The 11627-nt window shown below is 73.4% G+C and carries 9 protein-coding genes and 1 pseudogene; 3 read left to right on the plus strand and 7 right to left on the minus strand.

From position 1 onward, the window contains the following. Positions 1-23: 23 nt before the first annotated feature. Together ACFP1K_RS05440 and ACFP1K_RS05445 are read right to left on the minus strand one after the other, a co-directional pair. Positions 24-1364, minus strand: a complete 1341-nt coding sequence (locus ACFP1K_RS05440; RefSeq protein ID WP_380747534.1) for a class II 3-deoxy-7-phosphoheptulonate synthase — start codon at positions 1362-1364, stop codon at positions 24-26. Between the two features lie 78 nt (positions 1365-1442). Further along, positions 1443-2663: an FAD-dependent oxidoreductase gene (locus tag ACFP1K_RS05445; RefSeq protein WP_380747713.1), complete on the minus strand. Its 1221-nt coding sequence runs from the start codon at positions 2661-2663 to the stop codon at positions 1443-1445. Between the two features lie 134 nt (positions 2664-2797). On the opposite strand from ACFP1K_RS05445, the gene ACFP1K_RS05450 reads away from it, so the two are divergent. Then, positions 2798-3628, plus strand: coding sequence for an alpha/beta fold hydrolase (locus ACFP1K_RS05450; RefSeq protein WP_380747536.1), 831 nt, complete (start codon positions 2798-2800; stop codon positions 3626-3628). 309 nt (positions 3629-3937) lie between these two features. Here ACFP1K_RS05450 and ACFP1K_RS05455 read toward each other — a convergent pair whose 3' ends face one another. From ACFP1K_RS05455 to ACFP1K_RS05470, 4 genes and pseudogenes are all read right to left on the minus strand, one after another. After that, positions 3938-6055 carry a hypothetical protein gene (locus tag ACFP1K_RS05455; RefSeq protein ID WP_380747538.1) on the minus strand — a complete coding sequence of 706 codons (2118 nt, stop codon included), beginning with the start codon at positions 6053-6055 and terminating at the stop codon, positions 3938-3940. A gap of 103 nt (positions 6056-6158) precedes the next feature. After that, complete coding sequence (locus ACFP1K_RS05460) at positions 6159-7400, minus strand: ATP-binding protein (RefSeq protein WP_380747540.1); 1242 nt, start codon at positions 7398-7400, stop codon at positions 6159-6161. Positions 7401-7402: 2 nt separating this feature from the next. Then, a complete protein-coding gene (locus tag ACFP1K_RS05465; protein WP_380747715.1) occupies positions 7403-7639 on the minus strand; it encodes a winged helix-turn-helix domain-containing protein in 237 nt (78 codons plus the stop codon). Positions 7640-7978: 339 nt separating this feature from the next. Continuing rightward, a pseudogene (locus ACFP1K_RS05470) lies at positions 7979-8395 on the minus strand (response regulator transcription factor); the annotation flags it as partial. A gap of 255 nt (positions 8396-8650) precedes the next feature. Here ACFP1K_RS05470 and ACFP1K_RS05475 point away from each other — a divergent pair. Both ACFP1K_RS05475 and ACFP1K_RS05480 read left to right on the plus strand, forming a co-directional pair. Continuing rightward, positions 8651-9745 (plus strand): acyltransferase family protein, encoded by a 1095-nt coding sequence (locus tag ACFP1K_RS05475; protein ID WP_380747542.1) that lies wholly within the window; start codon positions 8651-8653, stop codon positions 9743-9745. A 72-nt stretch (positions 9746-9817) separates the two neighbouring features. Next, positions 9818-10327 carry a hypothetical protein gene (locus tag ACFP1K_RS05480; RefSeq protein WP_380747544.1) on the plus strand — a complete coding sequence of 170 codons (510 nt, stop codon included), beginning with the start codon at positions 9818-9820 and terminating at the stop codon, positions 10325-10327. Between the two features lie 252 nt (positions 10328-10579). Here ACFP1K_RS05480 and ACFP1K_RS05485 read toward each other — a convergent pair whose 3' ends face one another. Beyond that, positions 10580-11566 carry a phosphotransferase family protein gene (locus ACFP1K_RS05485; protein WP_380747546.1) on the minus strand — a complete coding sequence of 329 codons (987 nt, stop codon included), beginning with the start codon at positions 11564-11566 and terminating at the stop codon, positions 10580-10582. Between the last annotated feature and the right edge of the window lie 61 nt (positions 11567-11627).

Here is an 11627-nt window from a genome sequence, read left to right on the forward strand (position 1 = left end):
TTATGGGAGGGCCGGGGCCGCGGTCAGCTGGAGCGGTAGAGCTCGGCCACCCGGAAGGCGAGGTCCAGGGACTGGCCGCGGTTGAGGCGGGGGTCGCAGGCCGTCTCGTAGCGGAGGGCGAGGTCCTCCTCGACGATGGGGTGGCCGCCGCCGACGCATTCGGTGACGTCGTCGCCGGTGAACTCGATGTGGATGCCGCCGGGGTGGCTGCCCAGGGCGTGGTGCACCTCGAAGAAGCCCGTGACCTCGTCGATCACGTCGTCCAGCCTGCGGGTCTTGTGGCCGCTCGGCGCCTCGAAGGTGTTGCCGTGCATCGGGTCGCAGATCCACGCGATCTGGGCGCCGCTCGCCCGGACCTTCTCCACCAGCGGGGGCAGCGCCTCGCGCACCCGGGAGGCGCCCATGCGGGCGATGAAGGTGAGGCGGCCGGCCTCGTTGGCGGGGTTGAGCCGGTCGATCAGCGCCAGCGCGTCCTCGGGGGTGGTGGTGGGCCCGAGCTTGACCCCGATGGGGTTGCGGATGCGGCTGAAGAACTCTACGTGGGCGCCGTCGAGCTGGCGGGTGCGCTCGCCGATCCAGACCATGTGCGCCGAGACGTCGTACGGCAGGCCGGTGCGGGAGTCGATGCGGGTCATCGCGTGGTCGTAGTCGAGGATCAGCGCCTCGTGCGAGGAGTAGAACTCGACGGTGTGGAACTCTTCGGGATCGGCCCGGCAGGCCCGCATGAACGCGAGCGCCTGGTCGATCTCCCTGGCCAGCTGCTCGTAGCGCCGCCCGGCGGGGGACTCGGCCACGAAGTCCTGGTTCCAGGCGTGCACCTGACGCAGGTCGGCGTACCCGCCCTTGGTGAAGGCCCGTGCCAGGTTGAGCGTCACGGCCGAGGAGTGGTAGGCCCGGATCAGGCGTCCCGGGTCGGGGTTGCGGGCCTCGGGGGTGAAGTCGAAGCCGTTGACCATGTCCCCGCGGTACGCGGGCAGCTCGACGCCGTCGCGCACCTCGGTCGGCTTGGACCGCGGCTTGGCGAACTGCCCCGCCACACGGCCGATCTTGACGATCGGCACCCGCCCGGCGTAGGTGAGCACGATCGCCATCTGCAACAGCGTCTTGAGCTTGTTGCGGACGTTGTCGGCGGTGGCGCCCGCGAAGGTCTCGGCGCAGTCACCGCCCTGCAGGACGAACGCCTCTCCCCGCGCCACGGCGGCCAGGCGGTCCTTCAGCTCGTCGCACTCGCCGGCGAACACCAGCGGAGGCAACTCGCGCAGCTCGCTGACGACCCGGTCGAGCGCGGCGCGATCGGGCCAGTCCGGCTGCTGGGCGGCGGGGAGTTCCCGCCAGGAATCCAGATTGATGGGTTCGGCGCTCACGCTAGAAGGCTATTGCACGCGGGGCGCTGTGACCGATGCCTGTCCAACTGGCGAGAAAATCGCATCGTGAGAATCCCCTCACCCGCTGGGGGGATGCGGCCGGGTGCGCACGTGCTCGGGCAGGACGCCGAGGCCGAGGAAACGGCGGGCGACGGCGGTGAGGAGGGGGACGCGGGACGGGTTGAACGGCAGTCGCGTGGGGCCCCGGGAACCGTCCAGCGCCGGGCGGATGAGGCGGTTCTGGACGAACTGCTGGGCAGACTGCGTGATCACCGTGGGGAGGGTCCTGCGGCGCTGGATCTTGCGGAGCAGCGCCACCGGGACGTGGCCCTCGCGCAGGGGCTCGGCCAGGATGTTCGCGGTGGCGACCGCGTCCTGGACCGCCAGGTTGATCCCCACGCCGAAGATCGGGGACATGGCGTGGGCGGCGTCGCCGATCAGCAGCAGGCCGGGGCGGTACCAGTGGCGCAGGCGGTTCAGGGCCACCCGCAGCACCCCGACCTCGCCGAAGCCCTCCAGCTCGCCCGTGCGGGGCGCTAGGAACGGCAGGAGGCGGGCGACCGACGCCCGCAGCTCCTCGATGCCCTGGGCCTTCAGCTTCTCGAACGCGCCCTTGGGGATCAGGTAGGCCAGTTGCCAGTAGGTCTCCCGGTTGATCGCGACCATCATGTTGCCGGAGGAGACGCGCAGGAACGAGTCCTCGAAGTCGCCGGGTTCGCGCGGGAGGCGGAACCACACGACGTCCATGGGCGCGCCGCGCTCCACGGGCACCAGCCCGGCCGCCCGGCGCACGTCCGAGCCGCGGCCGTCGGCCCCGACGGTCAGTGTGGCGCGCAGCTCGTGCTCCCCGGCGGCGTCGCGGTAGCGCACGCCCTTCGCGGCCCCGCCCTCACGGATCACCCCGGTGACCTCGGCCTCCATGATCAGGCGGAAGTTCGGGTACTCTCTGGCCGCCTCGGTGACCAGGTTGAGGAAGTCCCACTGCGGGACGAACGCGATGTACGGGTATTTGGACTTGAGGCCCTTGAGGGAGGCGACGGGGGTCCTCCTCCCGTCGTCGGTGAACAGCCAGAAGGCCGTCGTCTTGCGGTGCGGCAGCGCCGCCACCCGGTCCGCGAGCCCGAGTTCGTCCATGACCTGGAGGGTGGACGGGTGGAGCGTGTCCCCGCGGAAGTCCCGCAGGAAGTCCTTGTGCTTCTCCAGCAGCGTCACCTCGATGCCGGACCGGGCGAGCAGGAGTCCCAGCACCGCCCCCGCCGGGCCCCCTCCGGCGATCACACATGTACCAGACATATTCATCACCCGTTGAAATCATTTCACACCGGGGAGTGCTTCGTAAAGAAAATCCTGCCCCCGGGACCGATGACTCCACCCTGGGGCGGGAGTCCAACTCTCGAACGAACGTTCACACGCGCATACGCAGGAGGATCCTGATGACCACCTTTAGTGTTCCCGCCACGACCGGCACCCTCAAGGTCCCGGACGCGACCCTGTACTACGAGGTGCGCGGCGCCGGGCCCCTCGTGGTGCTCGTCGGCGCCCCCATGGACGCCGCGGCCTTCGCGCCGCTGGCCGACCTGCTGGCCGGCACCCACACCGTGCTCACCACCGACCCGCGCGGCGTCAACCGCAGCCCGCTGGACCGGCCCGGCCGGGACTCCACCCCCGAGATGCGGGCCGACGACCTCTCGCACCTCATCGCCCACCTCGGCGCCGGTCCCGCGGCGATCCTCGGCTCCAGCGGCGGCGCCGTCAGCGCCCTGGCCCTGGCCGAGGCCCATCCGGAGCAGGTGAGCACCGTCGTCGCGCACGAGGCTCCGCTGATCGAGCTGCTCGACGACCGCGAGCGGCTCCGCGAGCAGACCGAGGACCTCATCGCCGCCTACCTCGCGGGCGACGTCACCGGAGCCTGGAAGAAGTTCATGGCCCAGGCGAACATCCCCATGCCGGACGTCGTGATCGAGCAGATGTTCGGCGGGGAGCGCGACCCTCAGGTGGTCGCCGACGAGCATCACTGGTTCGCCCACGAGATGCGCCCCACCGTCCGCTGGCAGCCGGACGTGGCCACCCTGCGCGCCGTCTCCGCGCGGGTCGTGGTCGGCATCGGCGAGGACTCCGCCGGCGAGATCTGCGACCGCACCTCCCGGGCCCTGGCCGCCGCCCTCGGCACCGAGCCCACCTTGTTCCCCGGCGGCCACATCGCCTTCGCCGAGGACCCGGCCGGCTTCGCCTCCCGCCTGCGCGCGGTCCTGGGCGAGGGCTGACCGCCGGGCGGGCCGCCCGGTCCGGGGATGACGCGCGGTGCCCCGCCGCCGGTCGCGACGGGGCATCCGGCGTCGATTCGGCGCGCACACGGAGGTTGGGCGCGCACACGGAGGTGTGGAGGCCGGCCGGCCGGAGGAAGGCTCGGGAGCTGGATGCCGGCGGCGCCTTGCGGCGCCGTCTGGAGTCGAACCAGGAGAAGGAAGCCCTCGAATGGCCTCGCGGCCGGGGTGCGAGGAAGGCGGGAACGCTGGATGACATTTTGCAGATGTGGAAGGAAGCGCTCCCATGGCCTCGCGGCTCCGACCGTATCAGGCGGGGATCAGCTCGTGCAGCGTGCCGGGCGTGTACACCCGCGTGCCCGCCGGGAGATCGGCCGGAGCCCGTAAGCCGATATAGGTGGTGGGCCCGCCCGGGGACCCCTTGGCGCGCAGGAGATCGGTCAGGTAGCGGACCGGCAGGTAGTCACGCTCGACGATCGAGCGCACCAGCAGCGACGCGGTGATCCGGTCGCCCTCGACCTGGTTGAAGTTCGGGTGCCCCTTCAGGTACAGGTGCAGCCACTTCGCCCGCCACGTCCCGTCGTCGCCGCGGAGGAAGGCCATCGGCAGCGCGATCCGCCCGGAGCCGCGGAGATCCGACTTCATGCGCACGGTGCGCGGCTCGAACGGCATGCCCCGCTGCCCGGCGTCGCGGGTCATGAACCCGAAGAACGCCTCGGCCGCCTCGTCGAACCGCTCGCCGGCGTAGATGTGCACCTGCGGGATGACGATGGGCCGGGTCGCCGCGGTGAGATCGACGTCGATGAACTCGGTCGCGCCTTCGGGGGCGCTGGTGATGTCCCCGGAGTACGTGGCGAAGCGGTTGGTGTGGCTGGTCCACGAGATGTGCCTGGGACTGCCGTAGGAGGCGTCGAGCATGAGCGCCGACAGGTCGTAGTCGGTGCGCTGCGCGGTCTGGCGCCAGTGGACGAAGAACCTGAGCAGTTCCCCGTTCACCGGGGACCACGAACCGCGGGGAAGCACACCGAGGCCGGGCGCGACGGCCTTGCCCGACAGCGGCAGGGCCACGTCCAGCGCGTCGGGATCGACGACCAGCTCCCCGAGGCCGGGCAGGCGGCGCGCGATCTCCTCGTCCAGGACGCCGATCACCGGCTCCAGCGCCTCACGCGCGATCGGCGGACGGGTGTCGGGCGACGTCCACGCCCGGCCGTGGCGGTTGGCGAACACGCGGCCCGCGGCCGGGGTGAGCCGATTCTGGAGGTGCTCGCGCAGCGACAGCAGGACCCGGCCGGAGGCCCCGGGCACGGCCCTCGCCACGGCGTCCAGCACGGCCGGCACGGACGGGCCGGTCCGCAGCAGGTGGTCCAGGCGGCGCAGCAGCGCACCCGGCGCGTTCCCCAGCAGCTCGACGGCGTCCGCGGTACGGCCGGCGGCCAGGGCTTCCTCGACCCGGCCGTCGAGACCGGGCGCACGGCGCGCGCCCCGCGCGACCTCGAAGACGTGGGCGGCGCGCGGGAAACGCGGGTGCTCGTGCGGGTGCAGCCGCTCGCCGAGCCGCTTCCACTGCTCCCGGTGACGGTTCACGTCGCCGAGCCGGGCCGGCGTCGCGACCGCGTCCAGGGCCTGGAGAAGGGCGCGGCGCTCGGCACGGCGGAACGACCGGAACCGGGCCGGGGCGGCCAGCGTGACGTCGCCGCCGGAGCAGCCGGCGGCGAGCCGCAGCACGTCGGTCACCGTGTCGACGAGCAGGGGGCGGCCGGCGGCCAGCCGCACCTCGTTGACGACGGCGCGGTTCTCGCGCACCGGGATGCGCTCCGGCTCCGCGGCGCAGGACGCGGCGAGCGTCCGCAGGACGGCGAGGTCCTCGGCGGCGAGCGGCGCCTCCGAGCCCGCCAGGGAGAAGTACAGCTCCCGGACCTCCGACTCCAGATCACCGCCGAGCTCCAGCACGGTGACCCGGTCCCCGGCGAGCGGGATCAGTTCGGCGTGCGCGGCGAGAAGGTCGGCGTAGGTGTGCCGGTATTCGCCGTAGCCGGGCAGGCTGAGCAGGTTCAGCGCCGGCCCCGTCGCCTGGAGACGCTCGGCGCCGACCGGATCGAGCATGGCCTCGCGCAGCAGGCCCGCCCAGAAGTCCAGCGTGGCCGGGACGTTCGCCGGGAAGTCGACGAAGTAGGAGTTGTGCCGCACGTGGTCGCCCACCAGGCGGCGCACCGTGGCCAGGACCCGCGTCCCGAGGTCGATCACCGTCTCACCGGGCAGCCGGGACAGCCGTGCGAGCAGAGCGGGCGAGCAGGTGAAGCCGACGCTCAGCAGCGCGGCGTCGAGCTGGCGCGCGGCCACCTCTCCCCACCCGGGCGTGGCGTCGTCCGGGACGTCGAGGGGGACGCGTAACCGCTTGGCGACGACGAGGGTTTCCAGGGTGTCCACGTTCGGGGCCCTTTCTCCGGGGACCCCGCCAGATTAGTGATCGTGGTGAGGGGCGGCGCACAGGTTTTCCGCACGCACGCTCTTAGGCCGGTGAGGGGACGGCTCACAGGCGGACGGTGGCGGTGGCGCCGCCCTCCGGGGGGTTGGTGAAGGTGAGGGTGGCGCCGATCACCTCGGACTGGCCCTGGGCGATGGTGAGGCCGAGGCCGTGGCCCTGGCCGCGTTCGGGGGCAGCGGTGCGGAAGCGCTGGGGGCCGTGGGCGAGGAGGGGCCGCGGGAAGCCGGGGCCGTGGTCGTGGACGGCGATCGTGTTCCCGGTCACGGTGATCTCGACCGGGGGGCGGCCGTGGCGGTGCGCGTTGACGATCAGGTTGGTGACGATGCGGTCCAGGCGGCGCGGGTCGGTGTCGGCGGTGGGGGAGCCGGTGACCTCGACATGGGCGTGCAGGCCCGTCTTGGCCAGGGAGGCCTCGACGACGGCGGCCAGGGGGACGGGACGCGGGTCGGCGTGCTCGGCGCCCGCGTCGAGGCGGGAGATCTCCAGCAGGTCCTCCACCAGGGCCCGCAGCAGCCGCACCCGGTCCTGGACCAGCTCGGTGGCGGTGCCGTCCGGCAGGAGCCCGGAGGCGGTCACCAGGCCCATGAGCGGGGTGCGCAGCTCGTGCGCGACGTCGGCGGTGAAACGCTGCTCGGTGCGCAGCCGGGCCCGCAGGCTGTCCGCCATCGTGTCCACGGTGGCCGAGATCTCCGCGATCTCGTCCCCGCCCCGGGCCCGGAGGCCCTCCGCGGTCCGGGCGTCCAGGTCGCCCGCCGCGATGCGGCGGGCCGTGCGGGCGACGCGGCGCAGGCGGCGGTTGGGGAGTTCGGCGGTGAGGGCGGCGAGGGGGACGACGACGGCCAGGGCCGCCAGGGCGGCCAGCACGATGTGGCGGTCGAGGGCCTGGCGGCTGCGCAGATCGGTGCCCATGTCGACCTTCAGGGCGAACACCCGGCCGCCGACGCGCCTGGCCGCCCACATCCACGGGACGTCGGGGCGGCGGTCGTCGTACCAGGTGACGGGCTCTCCGTCGCCGGCCGCCTGCTCCAGGGCGGGCGGGAGCGCCCGCGGGTCCTCGGCGGCGGGGAAGCGGCCGGTGCGGAGGTAGGTGTCCACCTCGGACGTCAGGGCGGTCAGGGCCCGCTCGCCGCCCGCGCTCATGGACAGCTCGTAGGTGCTGCGGTGGACCAGCACCCCGACGGCCAGCGCCACCGCGCAGCACGCCACGGTCACCAGCGCCGCGATCTTCCAGCGCAGTGATCTCGGGTTCAGCAGGGCGTCCGCCGCGTCCTTCAAGGAGTCCCACATGGTCAGCGCCGGAGCTTGTAGCCGAAGCCGCGGACCGTCTCGACCCGGTCGGCGCCGATCTTCTTGCGCAGACGCTGCACGCACAGGTCGACCACGCGGGTGTCGCCGTCCCAGCCGTAGTCCCACACGTCGCTCAGCAGCGTCTGCCGGTCCAGCACGATCCCCGGGTGCGCCGCGAACTCCAGCAGCAGTCGCAGCTCGGTGGGGGACAGGGCGATCGGCGCGCCGTCCCGGAACACCTCCAGGCCGGCGGGGTCGATGGCCAGGTCGCCGAAGACCAGCAGCCCCCTGGGGTCCCCGGTGTAGAGGTCCGGTCCGGCGGCGGAGCCCGGCGCCGGTTCACGGCCAGACCCAAGACCTGGGTGGCGGGCGGAGCCGGCCGGTTCACGGCTGGACCCAAGGCCGGGGTGGCGGGTGGAGCCGGCCGGTTCACGGCCGGACCCAAGGCCGGGGTGGCGGGTGGAGCCGGCCGGTTCACGGCTGGACCCAAGGCCCGGGTGGCGGGCGGAGCCGGCCGGTTCACGGGCCGGCCCCGGGCCCGGGTGGTGGGCGGAGGCGGCCGGTTCGCCGGGGAGGCCCGGTGACGGTTCGGGCGGGAAGGCGGCCCGGCGGAGCAGGGAGCGGATCCTGGCCACCAGGACGGGGGTGTCGACGGGCTTGACGACGTAGTCGTCGGCGCCGGCCTCCAGGCCCGCCACCACGTCCAGCGCGTCGCCCCGGGCGGACATCATCAGGATCGGGGCCGTGCTGGACTCCCTGATCCTGCGGCACAGCCCGATGCCGTCCAGCCCCGGCAGCATCACGTCGAGCAGCAGCAGGTCGGGCCGCCGCTCCCGGAACAGCTCCAGCCCGTCCAGGCCGTCGCCCGCCACGGCCACGCGGTAGCCGTAGCGCTCCAGCGCCATCGCGACCGCCGTGCGGATCACCTCGTCGTCCTCGACGAGCAGCACCAGGACGGATGCCGCCGACGCCTCCCCGGTCCCCAGGTCCGACATTTCCCCCCAGATGCGAAATACGACCCATCCGACCCTACAAGGGGCGGCCCGATGAGCACGCCGACCGGCCACAACCCCACCACCCTCCCCGTACGGCGGTGGGTTCCGGGTGGGGCGGCGCGCGCTGATACACGGCTGAGACGTGGCCGAGCGGTGGTGGATACACGGTGGCGGCCGGGTGGAGAACCTTTCCGCCCAGGGTGAGGCCGGAGCGCGCCGGAGGCGGCGCGACGGTTCCCCGGAGGTGGTTCGGCGATGTCCTCGCCCGTGTGGCCCGGCGGCCGGGAGGCGGTCCGGCGGGAGGTGTGGGCGGACGCCGCCAAGGGGGCGTGCATCCTGCTGGTGGTCCTCTGGCATGTGATCACGAAGGACTACCTGAGGATCGGCTGGCGGGTGGAGGTGCCGGTACCGGGGGCCTGGGGGACGCTGGGGGACCTGCTGCTGACCCTGCGGATGCCGTTGTTCTTCACCATCTCGGGGATGTTCGCGGCCCGCGCGCTCCGGCGGCCCTGGGCGACGGTGGCCCGGACGCGGGTGGCGCGGTTCCTTTACCTGTACGTCCTGTGGGTGTCGATCCACACGGTGCTGCTCGGCCTCACGCCAGGCTTCGACACCACCCGCGCGCACGACCCCGCCGGGTTCGCCGAACAGCTGATCATCACGCCGCCCAACCTGTGGTACCTCTACGCGCTGGCGCTGTACTTCACCCTCGCCAAGGCACTGCGCCGAGTCCCCGCCCCGCTGCTGATCACCGCCGCCCTCGCCCTGTCGATCGCCGTGGCGGCCTGGCCGGCGCCCCTGCCGGGCAACCGCGCCTCGCTGCTGCAGAACCTGGTGTTCTTCCTGGCGGGCCTGTACCTGCGCCCGCACCTGGAACGGCTCGCCGCCCCCACGGGCGCCCGGCGGGCCGCCCTGCTCGGCGCCGGGTACGCGGCGGCGCTCGCCGTCATGACGGTCGCGGGCGCGCAGCGCCTGCCGGGGGTCTGGCCCGCCGTCTGCGCCCTCGCCGTGGCCTTCGGGGTGTCGGCCGCGCCCCTGCTCGCCGCCGTCCCCGCGGTGGGCGAAGGGCTGGCCCGGCTCGGCCGCAGGACGCTGCCGGTCTACGTGATCCACATGCCGGTGCTCGCCCTGCTGGACCACGCGCTGGCCGGGCCGCTGTCCGCCGCGCGGGGCCCGGCGTCGTGGTACGTGCTCGCGGCCCTGCATCCGATCCTGATGACCGCGCTGGTCGTGGTCCTGTGCCTGCTCGCCGAGACGGCGCTGCGGAAGGCCCGCGCCACCTGGTTGTTCGACCTCCCGAGCCGGACGCGCCGCGCCGCCGCAGAACCCGTGGGTGATCGCCAGGCATAAAAGGCGTGCTCGCGGGCAGTCGGTGCGCGGCAGCGAAAGCGGCCGGCACCGAGCGACGTGGAGTTGAGGCACATGATACTGCTGGGCCTACTGTTGATCGTGATCGCCGGCGCGGCTCTGGTCGCGGTGGCGAACGACGGAACCGGTGGCGTGGCGACGTCCGTCACCGTCTACGACCGTGTTCTCCAGTTCAACGAGCTGGAGCTGTTCCTGGCCGGGGCCGCGACCGCGGCGGTCTTCCTTCTCGGCCTGATGTTCTTCACCATGGGCATGCGCCGCGCCGGCGTGCGCCGCAGGAAGCAGCTCGCGGCCCGCGCCGAGTCGCGGGACCGGGTCCGCCGGCTGGAGGAGGAGAAGCGCACCCTGCAGCAGCGCCTCGAGGCCACCGCCCCGCGTCCCCGGACCGCCCCCGAGGCGGCGCCCGCCACCGACGAGGCCCCCGCGCCCGCCGGGCGGCACGCGCTGGACCGTGACGGCGACGGCGTGGACGACAGGGCCGAGCACACCGGCCCCGACACCCACCCGACGCGGCACCCCGACGACCGGCTCGTGGCCGGCAAGTCCGAGCGCGCCGACGCCTGACATGGGGACGTACGACAGCCGGACGGCCGCCCAGGGAACCTGTCCCGGGGCGGCCGTCCGGGGTGCCGAGCAGGGGAGCGCGGCACGGGAACCGCGCCCGGCCGGATGCGGGCCGTGGACGGCCGGGCGCGGATCATGCGTCGCGGGCCCCGGGCCGTGGGCGGCGCTGCCGACGAGGCGGCGCTGGTCGCGGCCGGTGGCGCACCGTTGCGTGGGGTACCGGCGGGCGAGACGCCCCGGCGTGGTCCGTCATCACTGCTTGAGGAACGCCAGGCTCCTGGTCAGCCCGGCCGTCGCGAGGTCGCGGATCCGGGCGTAGGACTCCTCGGGGTACTGCCGCGGGCCGTCCTCGATCAGCAGGATGAGGTACAGGTACACCCGGTACAGCGCGTCGCGCTTCATGGCGTCGGGGGTGAGGTCGAGCCGCCCGCCCGCCTCGCGGTAGCCGGCCAGGATCGGATCGTCGTCGCGCAGCTCGCCGAAGATGGTGGGGGTGACGAAGTCGGCCAGCGGATCCCCCCAGAAGGCCCTCTCGTGGTCGATCAGCGCCTGGACGCGCGGCGGCCTGCCGGGGGTCAGGAACACGTTGCCGGGCCAGATGTCGAAGTGCACCAGCGTGGGTGCGGTCACCGCCTCCAGCGCGAAGGCGTTGGAGTGGATCGCGCCCGCGATGTCCACCAGTGAGTTCGGCAGCGGGGTGCCGTAGCGCACCGCGTCGTCCAGCAGGGCCCCGGACATCACGAGGAACGCGTCACGCCACGTCGGCCCGGTGAGCCCGGCGTAGGGGTAGCCGTAGACGCCTTCGCCGGGGACGGTGTGCAGCGCCGCGATGTGGCCGCCGAGCTCGTGCCGCAGCGCCGCGTCGTCCTCCGGCGGGAGGGACGCCTGGTTCCACGGCACGCCGTCCAGGGCGGACATGATCAGGTAGTCGCTGCCCAGCTCGGGGTCGTCGAAGCCCGAGTGCAGCAGGCGGGGCAGCGGCACGCCCGCGGGGGCGGCCAGGTGGTACACCAGGGCCTCGGTGCGCAGCAGGGCCCGCTCGTAGCGCAGGAGGTCCAGATCGGGCGGCGGCGCGACCTTCAGCACGACCTGGCGGCCGTCGCCGAGGGTCAGCAGCCACACGGCGTTGGCGAAGCCGTCGACGAGTTCTTCGGCGCTCGTCACCTCGGTGCCGAGCGCGCCGCGTATCAGCGTGCCTAGTTGCGCGGTCGTCAACCGCTGCTTGGTCCGGCTATCCATCGTTTCCATCACTTCGGCTCGGGGGTGGTCGGGTCAGGCGGCCACGTGCCCCGCCGGCGGC

Source organism: Sphaerisporangium aureirubrum, from assembly GCF_042658925.1.
GTDB lineage: Bacteria > Actinomycetota > Actinomycetes > Streptosporangiales > Streptosporangiaceae > Sphaerisporangium > Sphaerisporangium aureirubrum.